The organism is Flavobacterium suncheonense GH29-5 = DSM 17707 (assembly GCF_000430025.1).
GTDB classification, from domain to species: domain Bacteria; phylum Bacteroidota; class Bacteroidia; order Flavobacteriales; family Flavobacteriaceae; genus Flavobacterium; species Flavobacterium suncheonense.
In genome coordinates, this window is the sequence record NZ_AUCZ01000011.1 from 53,803 (window position 1) to 72,373 (window position 18,571).

Here is an 18,571-nt window from a genome sequence, read left to right on the forward strand (position 1 = left end):
TATAATGCTTACTACTACCAACAACATACTGGCTATGAAAAACGTGAGGCATCTTCAAAAAACAATGCAAATACTGCGTAGTGCGGTGGCAGTAGCGGAAGCAAGGGTATGGTTGTAGCAGTTGTGAACTACCCAATTTGTGATTGCTTTGTGCCGGCTTGATGCGTTGACTAGTGAAACGGGAAAAGTGAGAAGTAAATAGTTGTTTGTTTTATGAAATGTTTTGCATTAAGACGGTAGCGAAGCAATGAAGAAAAAACGCCTGACAACTGCTATTACCATACTCTTGCGGGAAATTTTTGGCTTTGTGGGTGCTGCATACTTGAGTTTCTACGACAAGCTCAGAATGACAACAAATTATGTTATGAAAAGGAACAGCACGTACAAAGGCAATGCAAAGACTACCGCTTTAAACACAAAGTACTTAAAAACAGTGAAGACAATTATGTTTTGGTGGAGTGATGACACGATGTTTCTGTTGAAAAACTAAACGTGTTTAGGCGCGAGCGAAATGCCGGTATTTTGGCGGCTGGGTGGTGCGATGGAAAGCTGCCAAAATGTTGGCGTTGAGTGAGGGCTCGCGCGCAATGGCCGAGGGGCTGTTTTACATAATGGCATCTTATAGTTCTTGGCTTTCCAAAATGACAATAACTAGCTCTGACATGAACTATAAGATGCCATTATGTAACACAGCTTTGGGGAAAAAATTACTGGCACAAGTTGCCTGCATACGGGTTTTTGCTCCAAAAACTGTGACAGTAATTTTTTTAGTAGCGGAGGGAAGTGTGGGGAAATTATCAGTTTAGTTTTTTGATAAATCTAAATAATTGTCCAAAGGATTTTTATAATCATCCGTTCTCTGAATTTTTAAAGAGCATAAACTTAACTGTTCCTTGGCATATTGATTTTCCGGAAAGATTTTTAAAATTTCCTTGTAATTGGTAATGGCTTTATACCATAACTTATGCTGAACACAGGCTAACGCAAATAATTTTAATTTTAAAGTAAGTTGTTTTTTTTCAGAGTCATAATTAGAACCCAAGCGATACATCAATTTATCCTTACCGGTTTTAAGCACTGTATAGTTAGTGTCTAAATCAATTATTTTTGTATAAATCTGAATGACTCTATTATAATTTTCATTGTTATCATTTTTATAACACAGAGTATGCTTTTTATAATATAAAAACCACTCTACATAAGCTTCATGGGCTTCCAGTGAGTTTGGTTTTAGAAAAATGGCTTTTAATAAATCAATTTCCGGATCGCCTTCTAAATAGCGCATTTTAAATTCTGCTACACTCATTAAACGGCGATATTCCCATTCGTTTTTCTCAAGCAGTTCAATTTTCATAATATGAATATTTTATCCCTTAAATTTAGGAATAATATATCTTATCAGGGATAAAAAACACTAAAATTATTAATAACGCAACGTAATTGACATCTCTTATATGACTAATTCCCAAACAAATCTTTAGCGAAATGAAGCAAACAAAGAAGCAGCTTTAGGAATACCTGGACTAAAGATGTTTTTTGTGCCGCTGAATGAGATAAGGATTTGTTTAAAGGTTAAATGCAACCCGCAACTGTTGGTATATTGCTTCTACATTTACATTACCGGCTCCCATTTCTTTAAATATCAGCCTGTCCGGAAGATCTTCCTTAACTGCTTCGGCAAATTCAATAATATCTTTCTTTATACTGTCCGGCACCGTAAATTTATCTTCAGGTGTTAAGAATAACATTAATCGGAAGACATCCAGCTTGTGTTTTCGCAATTGTCTGTCATCTATTTTTTCACCGTTTTCTTTTCTTGTTTTATAATCCAGAAACGCTCTTGCTTTCAAGGCTATTAATGCTTCGGTATTTGCTAAATGAACGCCTTCTTCCAACTGACTGTTCCGGGTGGTGTAATTGTAATAGTCGTCATCCATGAGTATGGCTGATAAACTGGAAATTTCGGTATCTACCGGAACAGGTGTTAAATGAGTGCCTTCTTCTAAATCCAACAGATCCGGAATGCGGGAGAATAATTCTATCTGGAAAGGATAGTCCTCTTGTTGCGGTTTCAGAAAGCGGTAATATTTCCGGCCTTCCTCACTTTTTTCTTTTACCTCGTAATTTCCGGATTTAATAAATTCCCAAAAGTGTTTTACAAATTCCGGACTGAGTGCTTCTATAACCAAAATAATGTCTATGTCTTTGGTTGCTCTTGGTGTAAAACCTTCCCGGTTAATAATGATATCGCAGGCGGTTCCACCGATGATTATATAATTGTTGCTGAATTCTTTGAAATGCTCTTTAAAAATTCCCAATCCTCTTACCATATGTATTTTTCTATTATCTGGTCTAACGCCATATCTATTCGTTCGTCTGCAAATTTATCTTTTAAACTTAAGTATAATGATAACGGATCTACATTATTGTTCCTGGAAATACCGTCTGTGAGCAGTTTCGGATTGTATTTCCATACTTCTAACGCATAAAAACCATTTTCCTCGTTAAGGTTAAATAATTTATTGTTTTTCTCTAATTCGTAGAACTCATTTTTCTCAATGGCATAGTATTCCTTGCTACCCGGATTCATGTTAGTATACTCTTCTAATGCTGTTACATTACATTTGTAAAGACCTTCGGGTTTTTCATCCACATAAACCGTTTTAAGCACCGGATTTACCAAGCTGTTTTCTATCTCTTTCCACAATTTAGGAATATCTTTCTCTAATTCTATTCGTTTTTCCTTTGTACCCGTCACATTGGCAAATGCTACGTTTTTGAGGTTATTTACGGCTTTGGTTATGGCCATTTGGGAATATCCGGTTTTCTCGGCCAATTCTTTGAAAGTATAGTTACTGACAGCGTCTTCTTTATGCAGTATATGATACAACAGAATTAGCTGAGCAGAAGGCAGCAGACTAAACGATTTTTCAAAACTTTTAGCTTTTTTGAACTCTCTGATGTCTATGTACATTTCTGCCAGGTACATTTGTTTTCCGGGAACTATGAAATTTATTCTTTGCTCTATAAGTCTTTTTCTTGTGACTGCGGAGATATCGTTCAGCACTACAATTATTTTTTTATCAAGTGCCTGTTGTATTGCAATAATTTGTTTTCTGAATTGAGCGGCTTCGAATGCATCTTCCTTATGCACCTCCATTAAAAGGTATTTATCTTCGAAATAATTGGTTTCGTAAAAATTGTATTTGTTGGCATATACAAACGGAAGCTTGCCTAAATCTTCTTTAGTTGCCGGTTTGCATTTGAGTTCAAAGCCCAATATTTCCTTGAAATAGTCTTCTACATTACGCATAATAAACCTTTTTTACAATAATAAACCTGATTGGTTTATTGTGCAAATATAGGTTTATTATGCTAAATATCAATTAAATACAATTATTATTTATACTACTATACATTTAGTGTCATTATAATCCTGATTTTCACCGTATTTGATATACCCCAGCTGATTGGTATGCATAACCGTATTCCCGATTGAAAAATCCGGTACATTACTATGATGATGGCCAAAGATCCAATGGTTTATTTTGTGGTTTTCTATTAAACCCGACTGTTCAGAGGCAAAAGCGGCATTAATTTTACTATTGTTATACTGTTGCGGATAATTTAAAAAGGTAGGGACGTGGTGGGATACCACAATGGATTGTTTATCTGTTTGCTGTTTAAGCTCCTTTTCTAAAAACGACACACTTTCCTGATGCAGTTTGTTATAATCGTCTGCCAGTAATAAAGAGCCATTGGGTTTGATTACTTTAAAATCGGACAAGGAATTTTGAATCAGCCATTGCTTATCCGGCGGTATGGAGGACCATAAGGTTGAAAACAGCAGTTTTACGTTTTCGGTTTCTTTGACAATGTTATTCACCAAAAAAACATTCTCACGAATTTTGATATCGATAGTTCCAAATTTATCAGAACTTTCATAGTAGTAATATTCATGGTTCCCGGGAATCCAGTATGTTATTTTGAAGTGATCAGAAACAAAATCGAAAAAATCCTGATGTTTGTACATTACTGCAAAAGGGACAATATCTCCGGCCAGAATAAGAATGTCACCTACCGGTGGAATCGGATTTTCCAATATGTACTTTTTGTTTTCCGGAAATTCGAGGTGTAAATCGGAGCAGTATTGGAGTTTCATTTTCTTAATTCGGTTTATTTATAATGTCATGAAGGAAATGCTCATAAATCATTACCATGGCCAAAGTATCAAGCTCACAATATTTTAGTAAACCTTTGGTTATTTCGTCACGTTCATTTGGAGTCATGTCGACATATTGTAATTTAGCATAAGCGGTTAAAGCAGCTCCGCCATCTGCTATGTTTTCCATATCAGAAACATTTTCTTCTAAATCTGTTTCTTCCCAATTGTCAAATAAAGGTGGTAATGTTTTGTATGGATTGATAACACTTTCTTCTTCTAATTGTAACCAAACATGATTGGCTGGAAAATTATGACTGCTCAAATTGATATTACCAATTGGCTGGCTGTATTTTGCTTTTAAAAATTCACTTGTATTTAAACTGGCAGGCAAAACTGCTTTAATAGAGTTCGAACCTTTAGTAAGCGGATTGTAATAATAGTCTTTAACCACTTTACATAAATCGACCATATTTCTATCTCCTTCCCAAGGTTGAGCATGATTTTTATTTGCAATACTGATTGTTTTCAGAAAAGTAATTAATTCGTTTTTATCTGTTTCATTACTTTCTTCCAATTGTGAAATGATTGCATTGATAATGGTATTCTCATGTGTTGCAAATTTAAAAATGGTCCCGTTATCCTTTCCTATAGCAGCTTGTAAAGCTCTAGCAAATATAAAATTAGGAAACTCACCAGGTGTATTGTTGATGTATTGGCTTTGGTGTTCAATAGTTCCATCTTCATTGTACGTGTGATGTGAAAATTGGAAAGCGACTTGTTCATATGGTTTTCTCCCAGCTGTGAATGGTAATGCAACAGTACTGGTTTCGAAATCGATAAAATGCAAAGGAAATTTCCATTTATCCATTTCTTGTTTTAATGACTCTTTTTCTACATAAATTGAAGTGTCCTTGTTTATTGCTTTTTCCACTTGTATCCATTGTCTTTCGGATGGAGACATTCTGCCAGCTTCTGGTTTTATATTGATATCTTCTTCCGTTATTTGTTCCATCAATAAACGGTTTTCCTCCATAAGATTTTTACCTCTGAAATTCCAAATTTGCATGGCATTTGGTTTATTGAACTCGTTTTCTGTCCAATTTAATTGTTTGGAAAAACAATGTTTAAAACCAGATAACATTCCTTCTTTTTCCTGCTCGGGTGTTGCTTTGAATTCACAGTTTTTACACGCACTGAATTGTATTGGCCAATTCAGATACCTGTCTTCCTGATATGCGTTTTTGAAAGTAGTTATTGCTTCTTCAAAATTGAGGTTTTCGTAATATTTGTATTTATCTCTGATAATATCATTTACTATATTGTCTACATTGGTTTCAGACAAAACCGAATTACCAATTTCATTAATGGAATTTACTCTCTTAATAATATCCGTCCTTGGATTACCATTGTTTGGAATACGAAACAGTTGATTTAAACCATCGATGGCTGCTTTCTTGGTTTTATCTGCCATTAATAAATAGGCTTCAAATTTGAAATCAGGGAATGCTTTTTGAGCGACATACTTTTGAAAAGCCAAATCAAACAAATAGGACTTCCATGAGCTGACCAAACCACCACGAGCCCCCACAAAATTATGATCTTCATTGGGATTAAATGATTTTGCTTTTACTTCAATAAGTTTTATTGTATTTCCTGTTTTGACAATAATATCTGTTCTAATGAAAAGACCTTCGAATTGAAAAGCAGCTTCATAGATTACCACATTTTCCTGTTTTAAAGCTTCTTGAGTCAGTTGAACCGCTTTTTCGTATTCGTAATTCTCAGTATCTATAAAAATACCATTTGGATAATGTAAACGTGCCAATGCTTCAACCTGAAAACCACCACTTGCTAATGCCTGTAAAAAAGGGTCTTCACTCTTATTGTTGGCATATTCTTTTTTTGATGTAAAGAAGAGTTTATTTGGGCACTCTAAGGCTGTTTTAAATCGGGATTTTGTTAGTGGTTTCATGTTGATTTAAGTTTTGGAATATTATAGTACACTTCAAAATCGATAGGTCTAATTGATGTGCTGTTTCTTAAAGCTTTAAATTCAGAAACTCTTTCTTCGTCTAAGAAAAAGTCTTCTATAAAATAAATATCATGACTATTCACTAGTGCTAAATGATAATTATCTTTATTTTCAATTCCTACAGAAACCTCGTTGTTACTGATGATAAAACTATTACCAGCACTGGATTTTACTTCTAAATATTTCCATTGGTCATCTGTTTTATTTTTTTTGTAACTTATATCATATCCTTTGGTGTCATCTAATGTAATGCTATTATCTTCTGAATTTCCTGACACCCATCGGATTTCCCCATCAGGGTATAATTCTTTTAGTCTATAGAAAACTAATTTTTCAGCCCTTTTTCCAGCCTTTTGTTTTTGCTTTTCCTTTTTAGAAGAATGAACCCCACCTTTTTTGTTTCCAAAATTATTATTCAGTTTTTGTGTTGGTGCAGTTCCTGCCTCAATAGAGGTTATTATTGAATTCATTTCAGTACCTTCAGTTTGAGGAGAAATTGGACTCACGGTATCTTCTAATTCTTTTTTTACTATTTCAGTAAATATGTTTTTTAGTTCTTCATCATGTCCTTCAAAAAAGAGTAAACTCTTTATTTCAAGACCTAAATCTTCTATAGCAATGTTATATTTTTCAATAAGATGTTTGTACTTATTTTCAATTTTAATATTTTCTATATTGTCTTTTGTAATAGCTATTTTATAGTCTAAAGAGAGCTTATTTAATAATTTTTGTTCATAATCTATTTCAATAGTCAAAGCACATTCTTTAGCTAATTTTATAATTATTTCATCACGTTTTTGAAGATATAAATTTCTTTTGTTTTCAAATGTTTTTTGCTCCTCTGCCGATTTATTGGAAAAATAAAGCCACCATGCTTTGTTCCATAGAATTTCAACATTAAGAGCTGCTTGTTTAAATCTTTCTAAGTGCCAATAATATAACCCGGTAAAATTTTCTAGACGAGACTTTATTTCTTCTAATGTATAATTCAATGTAGCACAAATTGCCTTGATAAAATTATAGGATTGTATATTATTAAAAGCATCAAAATCTACTAAATGGTAATCAACAGGTAAATTATAATTTATAGTTTTTTTGAGAATTACTTGTAAATCATCTGTATTTGAAAGTGTTTCAGGGAAATCATTAATTTTACCATCTGTTATTGCTTTCCAAAAAAGCATTTCATTTTTAGATAGCCCAAGCAATAGACAGGCTTCTTCATATTTATCCAAAAGCATTTTGGTTTCAACAAGATACTTAGAGTCTTTCAAATGTTCTTTATCTTTGAAAATAGCTCTGAAATCATCCTTGTTTTCATTAACTTCAAACAATACGCATAGAATTTCAGAAAAAGCTTCGCAAAAGGCAGGTGTATCTTTTAATTGCTCTAAATTTAGATTTGAATCTGCTCCAATATAAAATGTATGTTTATCATTGTTAACAAATTCATTTGATAATAATGCTTTTGGCTCACCATTATTAATTATATATTCTAAAGATGAAACAATTTTTATATTGCTGCTTTTAATATCATGCACAGTTGTTTTAGCTAATGTTTCCGAATTAATGTTATTTAAACGATACGTTAATAAGAATGGTTTTATCTTATTGAACCAATTGTTGAACTCCTCTTTTTTTGGATGATCTAAAATTTTATCTTTAAGAATTTCGATAGAAATGTCTTTAAAAGTTTTAATACCAAAATAATCTGCTATTTGTTTTTCACCACTTCTTTTTGGGAAATCAAATATCCAGAAATCTTCAATGATTTTTGATGGAAGAGTAGTATTATCACTATAATAAATTTCTTGTGTGAGTTTATATTCTTTTTGACCATTTTTTACCGCTACCAAATGTGTTTGTTTTGGATAACTAGAAAAGTCTTGTTGTTTATGATTTTTAAAGTAATTAAATGCTTGTTGGTATATTTTACGAGCATTCTTGAACTCTGTATTTTTTATTTTTAAACCATTCAGTAAGCCATAAACAACATCGATTGTTAAATCCTTAAAAGACATTTTGGCTCCTATTTTTTTTAATGTATCCAAAACTGCAGTATCGGATATTCCTAATTCTAAAAATATTGGATGCTTAGGATTTATTGATTTCAATCCTAAAATATCAGCAAGTTCAAAATCTACGAATAGATTATCTATTACTTTCGATTTAGCAATTTGATACAGAAAATATGATGGTTTTAAATTAATAGTTCTTAATGTATTACTATAAGAATAGGTAAAGGTTTCTCCATTTGTTTCATCATCGATTTTGGACAACAATTTTTTATCTAAAATTATCCATGCTAGCATTTTCTCGATTACCATTTTCTTCGAAATAAACATATCAAAATATTCTATTTGCTCTATATCATATGACACAGAAGTATACAAATCTGGTGTGCCAACTTTATTGAAAACATATTTTGTATACTCATTCAAACCATTATACTGATACACTGTCTGTTTAGTGTTTTTAATTTTGGAATATTTATTTACACCTAACCAAATAAAAAAACTATCTAAATAATCAGGACTTTGATTTTCAAAATCTAAATTCCAAAATTCGTTTCCTATCAGATATTGATCTTCTTCGAAAACACCTTCAAATATTTTCTCAGTAGCTTTACCATAATAATATTCTTTTCCTAAAAAAACATCTGACGCTAAAACTAAGTTGCCACTTCTGTTTATAATCTTAATATTATCTACAGCCGTCTTTTCTCCTTCTTTTTTTTGTTTGAAAATTTGATATAAAGAATTAATAAATGGTTTTATTAATTCTTGACTTTTAGAAGTATCTTCTTCAACTTTGCTATTAAAAGATCTTGTGATGTTTCTAACTACATCTGTAATATCGTTTGAACCAAGGTTAACAATTTTAGCAATAATTTTTTTTAATGCTCTTGATTTATGTTCAGTTGGACTATTTTTTAATTTTTCAATTTCTTCGGAGAAAACATTTTCTAATTTAAAATAGAGTGAATCATTAATAAAGGATATGTTAACATAATCAGGAATTTGATATATATCTGTTGAACCTTTTCTTAATGTAAAAACTTCGATATCACTTTTTACAATATTTCCATCTTGGTCTAATAATAGCGGGAAAGAAGTACCATGCAATTCTTTGAATTTGTCATTTTCCAAAAGTTTTATAAGGTGAACTCTTTCGTCAATATTTATTATTTTATGTGTAACGGTATCTAATATTGATTTCCATTCTTCACGTTTATATTTTGAAGCAATTTTACTTGTTAAAGCAATTTTGTTTGGTGGGATTGGGAGTAATAAATTTGGGAAAAAAGCTTCTATCTTATTGCGTATTACCCATTCTGAAAAATCATTTCCATAAAATTTCACCTCATCTATTTTTTTATAAAAACCATCTAGGGTTGGGTAAATTGGTAATTCTGATTTTGCCCTCTCAATGTTTTCAAAGAATGTTTCTAGAAGTTTGTTTTCACTTTTACCATTTACCGTTAAAAATTCTAAAGCTCTCCAATCTGGGTTGTCATTGTTTACTATACTAGTGATCGCAATTTCTCTGATTGTTGTAGCAATTTGATTTAGAATATGCTCATTATCGTCACTTTTATTCAAATGATTACGTGAGGGATCTAAATCGAAGGTGGCATGTATTAAATAAGGTAAATGCGTTGCAACTTGGGTTGGAAAATAAGTGGCAAAATATGCTTCATTATCACTTAAATCGTTTTGCCATGCGATTTTATACTTAAAAAACTTTTCTACATTGTTTGGTAAACCTTGTTCACCGCTGTCGAAAAGGTTCCAAGTAGTGTTGTTTACTGTTATTATTTTTTCTATTTTATCTCTTGAAGGTGAAAGTATTAGTTCTTTATCAATATTACCGGCTCCAGAAATCTTAATGTAAATTGTATGATTTAGGAACAATAGAACTTCGGGTGTAATCTTTTCAAGTTGTTCGAGGATTTTGTTTTCTTCACTTTTCTTATATTTAAGTTCAATTATCGTTTCCCAATCTTGAACTTCTGTGTTTTCTTTAAAATCTGGTATTGCTAAAACAGCAAATGGAACATCTCCGTTAGATAAATCTTTTTCGTTATCTATAATTTGTTGTCTTATTGTAACATCTGGAATTAATTTTTCAAATTCCTTTTTAGCAATAGATGACGAAAATTCTAAAATACATTCTCTAGTTTTGATTTTTACAACATTCACCCAGTTTAATATAGATCTAAATCCTAAACCTTTATTGCCGATAAAATCTCTTTTATTTTTAGGGCTATTATTGGCCAACATCAAAGAACCCAATCCCTTAATGTCGAAAGGAATTCCATTGTTAGCTATTGTTAAAGTTGTGTTTTCAGTATCTAAATGCAAATGAACTTTGTCTGTTTGAGCATCATCCGCATTTTGAAGCATCTCTAACAATTGACGACCATTATAGGCTTCGGTTAAACCTTTTTCTCCCCGATAATCACTGATTATTCTGCTGTGGCTTTTATAAGTATTATAATTTTCAGCAATTAAGTTTTCAACTGTTTGTTTGTTCAGTAATGTATCGTTACTCATTTACTCAAATATTGTTTGTTTTTTAAAGCTTTATTTTATTTCCTTTTTTATTTCATTTCCTTTTTCTGTCAACAAATATTTCTGTCTTGGATGATTTGGACTATCCGGGTATTTCATTTCGATAACTCCATTTTCTATTGCCGGCTCCAAATAATTTTCTCTAAAATTACCTTCGTGTTTTAATTCCAGAGCTTGTTGTATCTCTTTTCTACTCATTTCACCTTCTAAAACTTTCAATAAGTTTTTAACTTCTACGGAAGTACTACGGAACTCCTGCGGAACTCCTGCGGAAGTACTACGGAGCTTGGTCGGAGCTTGGTCGGAACTTGGTCGGTAGAGGATCGTTTTAAACTCTTCCTCTTGTATAAAATCAGGCTCTTGCAGGTTGTTATCTTTGGCAATACGGATCATATCTGCTGTTCCTGTACCTAGTCGTTCTATATACCCTTTCAAATACATAGGTTCAGCTAATAATGGATTGGCCGGAACAGAAGTGTGTAAACCTTTCAATTTTTCAATTGTCCAACCTAAAGGTAAAGCACCTGGGTTCACCACTTCAAGGCGATCACTGAATAACATTACTTGTACGCTACCATTATTGGTATAATCTCTGTGTGCAATGGCATTTACTATGGCTTCAGCTACTATTTCTTTTGGAATTTCGTATTTTCCTGGAATTTCAATATTTTCTGCACGAGTTCCTACGGAGTAATCCAATTTGGACAAAACGAAATCTACCGCTTGATCTACCAATTCAAAAACATCGCCTTTGAATACTTTGTAAGACGGAATGGGTTTTTCTACAATGGTGCCGTGAAAATGCACACAACGTACTTCGGAATTGATGAAAAAACGTTGGGGTTCTTTACCAAAAAGTAATAAAGCCGCATGCGTTAGTTTGTGGTCTTTTAACAAATTGAGATGTACTAAAATTTCTTCGACCGAAGCTGTTTCCTGTAATCTAAACCCTCTTTTAGCTCTTGCCACCTGAACAAATTCACGTACTTTATTTTCGTCTATATCTGCTAAAGTTGCCGATGCATGTGTTGTAGCATCGAACGGACCGGTGCGAATCAGTTCTTTTTCGATGAGGTAATTAACTAATGCTGCATACACCGATGCCTTTAATTCATCAATGGTTGAAAAGCGTTTTCTGATAAGCACCTGTTGCGCTTTATGTATAAAAACATTTTGTTTTTCATTTCGTTCTTGAGCACTATGGCTGGTTAAGAAAATTAATCTGGTTTTGTGGTGTAACGTTGCGTGATCGAATTCACGCTCGGTAGGAGAAATGCCTTCAGCATCTTCAAAACCGTATTGCGTGCCTAATAAACCTAAATAGATGTCGCATTGTTGTACTTCATTTAGATAAATGGCATCTGTTTTTTGATCAATTGCGGGTAGCCTTTCAAACAAAAAGGGTTCGAAAAATTTACCTAATAAAGGATCGGACAAAATGTACTCGAAGAGCATTTGTCTTTCCTCAGCAAATTCTGCTTGTACGCTACTTATGAATAGTCTTGTTTTTGGCATAAACTATAAATTAACCAATTATATCAAAACTTGAACTATCATGGACAAAAGAACCTACTTGTAAAAGATTATTATTAGAACAATACTGTTGATGCTTAACAATAACTTTTCCATTAGATATTAAACAATTTGATTTTATACTTGGCAAGAGATTAAATTTTATATCTGTTGATGATGCATTATTAGTTTGTAAGTCATTAATCATTGTTATAAATTCTCGGATTGTACCTATACTAAACTTAGTATCTCGGTCTGTTTTAAATTTTGCATCCATGATTAATTCTACATCATTCTCATCAGGATCACTACTGCTATTAATATTTTGGAAAGATATATCCGGAGCGCAAGTTGTATCTGGCGAACTACTTATTTTAATATTTGTTCCAAAACAAACTTGGTAATGTGTTGAAGTTCTATCTTTAGGTTCTATTTTAAAATATGCCCAACCATTTTTTGAAGCTGGACTTTCTGGAAATATTGATTTTCCCAAGGTACTAGGAATTAATTCTACATCATAATGTTGCTGCAAATCTTTCATTATTCTCATACAACAATAAAACTCATAGATGTTATACCCTTTTGGTTTTGATTTGATATTATCAAAATGCCCAAAAGCTTGGCCAGTAGATTCCCATTTTGTCAACTTTTCAGTAGCTATTTTTAGCTTTTTTATATCCTCTAAATTCATATTAGTTAAGATTTAATGGTAATCGTGAATTTCTAAATAAGGTTCTGAATTTATTATTTCCAAATAAAGTATTTATTGTTGTATCCCTTTCAGGCTCTGAAAATAATGGTAAAAATTCAACATATTGTTCAATTAAATCAATTTGTGGTTTTACCATTTTTACATTTTCCATACTCTCTATATCTTCAGCAAAACCTAAATTGGTAAATTCTTCCTGTCCAAAAATGCTGCTGAATAATTCGCCTGAACTTTTAAGGTACTTTATAGGTTCAATAATATTTGACTCTACATACTTATATAAATAATTTAAAACTTTGTCAACATCTGTTTTATTGGTCAATAATATAGGTTCTTCACTTGCTAAAAATTCAATAAATGCCTTTTGATGATCAGGATGTAAAGCATTTAAAATAGTCCCTAATATTGTGCGGTTGGTGTAAATTTTATCATTTACGATTGCCTCAAACTCTACATCTTCAATTCGGTTATAAACTCTTTTGTTATAATGTTTCGAAGGATTTTTAAAATCTGTCACTCTAAGCAAACTATAACTATAGTCTTCAATTAATTTATCTTCTTTGAAAATGTCTTTTAGTGTTATAGCAATCGTAATTTTATTATAATCATCTTCAATTTTTTCTTGATCAATGCCTACTATTTCATAATATCTAGTAAATACCCAATTTCTGCTTTTTTCTTCAAGTATAATTATGTTTTCACCAACTTCTCCAGAAAATTTTCTCTTTTGAGTAAATGAAATTTTTTGGGTTTCCTCATTGTTTAACTTTTTGTTTAGACTATTTGCATTAAATATCCAATTCATACTATTCATTTTTAATTTTAACACCTCTCAACTTTTTACCTCCATAATTAAACGAAAACAATTTATCTTTTGAATCTGATTTCTCAATTATATGTGGCCAAACTCTTAAAACAGTCATAGCGAATTCAAAACGGTCAATCTTTTCATCCATTACTCTACAAACTATTGTTTTGTATCCTTCTTCAGATTGTTTAATTATAGGAATTGAAATTCCCTTTTTTTGAAAATCTACAACAAGAAAAATTGAGTCTTTTAAATCATTTTCATTTATTTCATTGTCTTCCCAACGTTCAATTTCATATTTTTTTTGTTTTTGAAGATTATGCACATCTTCTAATATTTTCAACACTGGACGTGGGTAATTGGAATCAATATATATTTTCATCATACTTATGATTGATAGGCTAATACTGCTTCTATGTCTTCCTTGCTTATTTCATAATCTTCAATGATTTCCTCAATTGATTCGGGTCCCGAATAGAAACGTAAAATTGTTTCTACATTTACTCCTTTTTGACTGATTATTGAAGGTTTTCCACCTCCAACTTTAGGTGTAATTTCAATTCGTTTCAAGCCTTTTGCAGGTGTAATTCTTTGTGCAATACCTGACGTATCGAATTCAATATCTCTGAAAAATTCTCTAACGATATCCAGATTAAATTGGTTTTTACCATTTAGTGTAACGTTACCGTCTTCAAAGTCCCAAGTGATGTCACTACCTGATACTCTTAATTTTTTATTTACATTATTTGTTGCAAAAGGAAATGACTTTCCAGTTTTATCTGCTAAGTCTTGTCTTGCTTTAAAAATGGCTCTTATGTTAAATTTATTTTCAATTAATTCACCAATAACCACCAATTCAATTAATCCATGGAAGCTAATACGACGATTATCTATATCTGTTTTTACGGAACCATCTAAACCTTCATAGTCTATTTCTGCCAATTTATTAAACCAACGTCTTACTCTTTCTGTTGGTTTATTTATTATTCGAGCTACATCGGCAATAGTATAAATCCCGTCTGTATTAGTAAACTCTTTCATAATTGTATCATTTGATGTGTCAAACATTGACACCTGATTGGTTTCTTGTTTTTGTACTTTGATCTTCTTCTCCTTCACCACCTTCTCCTTCTTCACCGCCTTCTTTTTATCCCACAACCCAGCCGCCACTTCCTCTTCGTGGATTTTATGGTTAAGTTCTAACAGGCGCTTTAATACCTCTTTGCGGGCTTCTGGGTGAATGGTGTAACGAACACGGTCGTTTTCTGGTAAATACTCTACCTCATAAAAATCATGACGTAAGGCTATATCTTGCCAACCATAGGCTTTAGTTAATTCTCCATCTATCAAAGTAATTAAATTTCTAATCTGATAAATATTATCATTTTGAATATTAGGATTATTTAAATCATTGCCATAGGAGGTTAGCCCCTTTTTATTTTCAATACAATATTGTCTTCTTTTTAAATCAAAATCTAAAGAATAGTTAATAAATGCCTCATCTAATATATCTAAGTTTGGAAAAGGAAATGTTTGAAATGTATCCGTAGGATTGTATCTTGGAGTGCCACCCTGAGAAGTTGAAAATTTCCGTGACCATTCAAGATGTATCATAGAATGTAATATTCCAAAAATTCTTATATCATCTATTCCTATTACAGTTAGACTTTGATCTAAAACTATTTCTTTATTTTCGGTAATTATAAAATTGAGATGTTTTGATGTTTTAGCTGTAACATAATATTTTTTTAAGGTTTTTATCCTATCATAAAGAGCTACAGCTCTTCGGCCATAAATCCACCACTTTTCTCTATATCCTTTATCTTTCTTCTTTTGCCTTTCGGGATATACTCTCTCTTCTACAATTTTAAAAGCATCATTATACTTTTTCGCTTTTTCTAATTGGAAGTCATAAAAATTAATAATTTGTCGAGACGCTTTCATTTCAAAATTACTTGTCAAATCATCACCAATTAAATATGGTTTTATGATGTTTTCTAAGCCATTATTAGTAGCAATTAATTTCCCCGCTTCTTCAATAGTTAATATAAAGCCATCACCATTTACCACAGTTCCTTGAAATGCAAATTCATTAATTCCTCCTAAAATTAGAGGAGATTTTGATTCAGAATCGTCATCTAAAAAAGAATTAATATGTGTAACAATTTTATCATTTAAATAAAAAATATTTGAAGATTTTTTTGTTAACGAGATTAAATCAACAATCGTTGCAGCCTCTCCTGGCCACACAATATTTTTTTTAGCCATGTTAATTAAATACCCAATTTCAACTAAGAATTCTAATCCTGCAACTCTTGTTGCACCTTCTTTTATACTTTGAGTTGTTATTATTGCTAAAAAACCTTCATTTAAAATCAAATTGCTAACCCTCCTTAAAAAATAAGCAACCAAGTCAACACTTCCAGCAGTGCCTTCATACACGCTTTTTATATAATTGTTAAAATAATCCCCATAAGCTCCACTTATTTTTTTTCCTCCTAAATAAGGTGGATTCCCCAAAATACAATCAAATCCACCACTCTGAAATACTTGTGGAAATTCTAAAAACCAATGAAAAAAACGTTTTTCTTGTGCTAATGCCATACTGGCACCTCGGTCAATAATCTGTGCGTTGGTTTTTAAGTAACTTACATATTGGCTGTGGGTGGTTAATTTTTCTTTGTTATCCTCTGTTTTAGGAATAAAGAATTGGGCTACTTGTATGTCGGCTATTTGTTTTAATCTAAACCATTTTTTGCCTTGTGTTAAATCGTGATAGGCTTTTTCCTTTTTAGCAATTTGTTCCGGGGTATTTTCTGGTAACTGCGTAAACGTAGTAAAGTCTTTTTGCAAGTCTTTTAAATCGTCATCGGCAGATGCTACATCAAAAGTGGTTAATTGCCCTTTGGTTTTGCGTTCTAAGTCGTTTCGCTTTTTAAAGGCACTTGCAATGTCTTTGTCATCACCTGGTAAGGTTTTAAATGCTTCGCTGGCAATACCGTTTTCTAGTTCTTCAAAATGCGCCAAACCTACAATGGCATTTCCGTTTTTAATGTGGTGGTCTAAAAAGTTAAGTGGTTGTCCTGGTTCATGCGCTTCTAACCATAGCGCTACTTTACACAATTCTACCGCTAATGGGTTTAAATCTACCCCATAAATACAGTTTTTAATCACATCGCGAACAGCTATCCGTAAAACCGATGGTGTGGGTTGGTCTTCGTTACTGCGTACTCTTGCCAACTCAAAACCAATTCTGCGCGCCGCAGATAATAAAATATGACCGCTACCACATGCCACATCACAAACCGTAATACTTAATAATCCTTGTTCAGGATCGGCTTCTTTTAGTTTATCGGCAATGATGTAATCTAAAGAGTGTACGATTAATGGTTTTACCAATTCCTCTGGCGTGTAATGCGAACCCGAAGATGAACGCTCGTCTCCTTGTTTGAAATAAAACTCCCCGTTTTCTACTACGGGTTCAAACTCTAATAAACCTTCGTACACCGAACCGAATTCTTCTACATCTAGATCGGCGTAGTTTACACGTATGGTTTGCTTGTTTTCGTTTTCAAAAGTAACCAAGTATTTGAATACTTCTAAAACCGTTTTGTTGTTTAAAACCGTATCGTTTAGGCTTTGAATAGCGTTGTAACTAAATATTCCAGAACCCAGCGCATCTATTCCTAAGACTTTCCCTGTATTGGCGTCTTCAAACAAACGGAAGGTCATTAATAACGATTGCCAAAGATCGGTTTTCTTAGGATCGATGTACACCGCTTTGTTTACCAAATAGGTTAAGCGTTGGATGCTGTAAAACTTATAGTAGATGTCTTTTAGTTTCTTTTCTTCTTCGGTTAGATTTTCTTTGTAAATCAAGTTACGTTCCTCAATAACCAATAAGAACAACACGCGATATACTGATCTTAGAATATGCAGATAGTACTGCTTCGCATGGATCTTATTATCTTCAAAAGATTGTTGTAACTCTCTGTTTTCTGGTTGTTTTAATAAACCATTAGCCAAAGAAAGGATTGATTTTTCTACCGCTTGACTCAAACGCTCGCGAATACGAGAACCTGATGCCAAAGCTTCGTTATGGTAATACTCTAAAATAGCATCTTTTGCTTCTTCTTTGGTGTCTTTTAAACGTGAAGCATGCAATAAACGGTAGAAAATAGCAAATTCGGCATAATGGCCTTCTTCTACCATTTGCTCTAAGTTGAACTCCAAATAACTTAAACGTGATAAACGAGTGGCATCACGCAATACTCGAAAATGGATTCCATTGGTTACAAAACCATAAATGTGCTCTGTAGAATTGATGTATTCCTGCATTAACGCATGAGGCGATAATCTAGGGCCGCTTTCTGCTTTTTTATCTAACGATTGTTCTGAACCTACAATATGAATGGGAAAACCATCTTTATTGCTAGCTCTATGGGAAATAGCGTAGGATTTACCGTTTACTATTTCAGCATTAGTCAGTGCTACTTCATAACCTAATTGATTTAGTAGGGGTAATATCCAATACCTGCGGGTTTCGGTTACGCCATTGTCGGTAGGTTGAAAAGCATTTCGTTTTTGTTTGAAAATTTGCCAATGCGTATTGATCAAACTCCAAGCATTGCTAATTTCATCACGCACTAATTCATTGGGTTTTAACCCAAAGTCTTGTGGCTTTTGATGGCTGATGTTATCTTGACGAATGCGATCTAGAATTTCACTTGTGAAAATGTTACCTTGTATGTTGATTGTAGAGAACTTCATG

At 32.6% G+C, this 18,571-nt stretch carries 11 protein-coding genes; all 11 read right to left on the reverse strand.

Annotation, left to right across the window (positions count from 1 at the left end):
- Positions 1-802: 802 nt before the first annotated feature.
- Positions 803-1,354 carry a hypothetical protein gene (locus G498_RS0107965; RefSeq protein WP_026980695.1) on the reverse strand — a complete coding sequence of 184 codons (552 nt, stop codon included), beginning with the start codon at positions 1,352-1,354 and terminating at the stop codon, positions 803-805.
- A 211-nt stretch (positions 1,355-1,565) separates the two neighbouring features.
- Positions 1,566-2,330 (reverse strand): nucleotidyl transferase AbiEii/AbiGii toxin family protein, encoded by a 765-nt coding sequence (locus G498_RS0107970; RefSeq protein ID WP_026980696.1) that lies wholly within the window; start codon positions 2,328-2,330, stop codon positions 1,566-1,568.
- Positions 2,324-3,313: a MarR family transcriptional regulator gene (locus G498_RS0107975; protein ID WP_026980697.1), complete on the reverse strand. Its 990-nt coding sequence runs from the start codon at positions 3,311-3,313 to the stop codon at positions 2,324-2,326. Before G498_RS0107975 ends, G498_RS0107970 begins: the two co-directional genes overlap by 7 nt.
- Before the next feature lie 90 nt (positions 3,314-3,403).
- Positions 3,404-4,162 (reverse strand): metallophosphoesterase, encoded by a 759-nt coding sequence (locus G498_RS0107980; protein ID WP_026980698.1) that lies wholly within the window; start codon positions 4,160-4,162, stop codon positions 3,404-3,406.
- Positions 4,163-4,166: 4 nt separating this feature from the next.
- On the reverse strand, positions 4,167-6,137 hold the full coding sequence (locus tag G498_RS0107985) for a DUF2779 domain-containing protein (protein WP_026980699.1): 1,971 nt from the start codon (positions 6,135-6,137) through the stop codon (positions 4,167-4,169).
- The gene (locus G498_RS0107990; RefSeq protein ID WP_026980700.1) at positions 6,134-10,753 is read right to left on the reverse strand and encodes a DUF3883 domain-containing protein; all 4,620 of its coding nucleotides are present in this window, start codon (positions 10,751-10,753) and stop codon (positions 6,134-6,136) included. Before G498_RS0107990 ends, G498_RS0107985 begins: the two co-directional genes overlap by 4 nt.
- A 30-nt stretch (positions 10,754-10,783) precedes the next feature.
- Positions 10,784-12,286 (reverse strand): Fic family protein, encoded by a 1,503-nt coding sequence (locus G498_RS0107995; RefSeq protein WP_026980701.1) that lies wholly within the window; start codon positions 12,284-12,286, stop codon positions 10,784-10,786.
- A 10-nt stretch (positions 12,287-12,296) separates the two neighbouring features.
- Positions 12,297-12,974, reverse strand: coding sequence for a hypothetical protein (locus G498_RS0108000; protein ID WP_026980702.1), 678 nt, complete (start codon positions 12,972-12,974; stop codon positions 12,297-12,299).
- 1 nt (position 12,975) lies between these two features.
- The gene (locus G498_RS0108005) at positions 12,976-13,797 is read right to left on the reverse strand and encodes a hypothetical protein (RefSeq protein WP_131387694.1); all 822 of its coding nucleotides are present in this window, start codon (positions 13,795-13,797) and stop codon (positions 12,976-12,978) included.
- A 1-nt stretch (position 13,798) separates the two neighbouring features.
- Positions 13,799-14,185 (reverse strand): hypothetical protein, encoded by a 387-nt coding sequence (locus tag G498_RS0108010; protein ID WP_026980704.1) that lies wholly within the window; start codon positions 14,183-14,185, stop codon positions 13,799-13,801.
- 2 nt (positions 14,186-14,187) lie between these two features.
- Entirely contained in the window at positions 14,188-18,570 is a 4,383-nt protein-coding gene (locus G498_RS14840; protein WP_051269798.1) for an Eco57I restriction-modification methylase domain-containing protein, read from the reverse strand.
- Position 18,571 lies beyond the last annotated feature (1 nt).

Coding starts and splice junctions, on each gene's coding strand:
- G498_RS0107970 (WP_026980696.1), bottom strand. CDS start 2,330: ATGGTAAGAGGATTGGGAATTTTTAAAGAGCATTTCAAAGAATTCAGC.
- G498_RS0107975 (WP_026980697.1), bottom strand. CDS start 3,313: ATGCGTAATGTAGAAGACTATTTCAAGGAAATATTGGGCTTTGAACTC.
- G498_RS0107980 (WP_026980698.1), bottom strand. CDS start 4,162: ATGAAACTCCAATACTGCTCCGATTTACACCTCGAATTTCCGGAAAAC.
- G498_RS0108000 (WP_026980702.1), bottom strand. CDS start 12,974: ATGAATTTAGAGGATATAAAAAAGCTAAAAATAGCTACTGAAAAGTTG.
- G498_RS14840 (WP_051269798.1), bottom strand. CDS start 18,570: ATGAAGTTCTCTACAATCAACATACAAGGTAACATTTTCACAAGTGAA.
- G498_RS0107995 (WP_026980701.1), bottom strand. CDS start 12,286: ATGCCAAAAACAAGACTATTCATAAGTAGCGTACAAGCAGAATTTGCT.
- G498_RS0107965 (WP_026980695.1), bottom strand. CDS start 1,354: ATGAAAATTGAACTGCTTGAGAAAAACGAATGGGAATATCGCCGTTTA.
- G498_RS0108005 (WP_131387694.1), bottom strand. CDS start 13,797: ATGAATTGGATATTTAATGCAAATAGTCTAAACAAAAAGTTAAACAAT.
- G498_RS0108010 (WP_026980704.1), bottom strand. CDS start 14,185: ATGATGAAAATATATATTGATTCCAATTACCCACGTCCAGTGTTGAAA.
- G498_RS0107990 (WP_026980700.1), bottom strand. CDS start 10,753: ATGAGTAACGATACATTACTGAACAAACAAACAGTTGAAAACTTAATT.
- G498_RS0107985 (WP_026980699.1), bottom strand. CDS start 6,137: ATGAAACCACTAACAAAATCCCGATTTAAAACAGCCTTAGAGTGCCCA.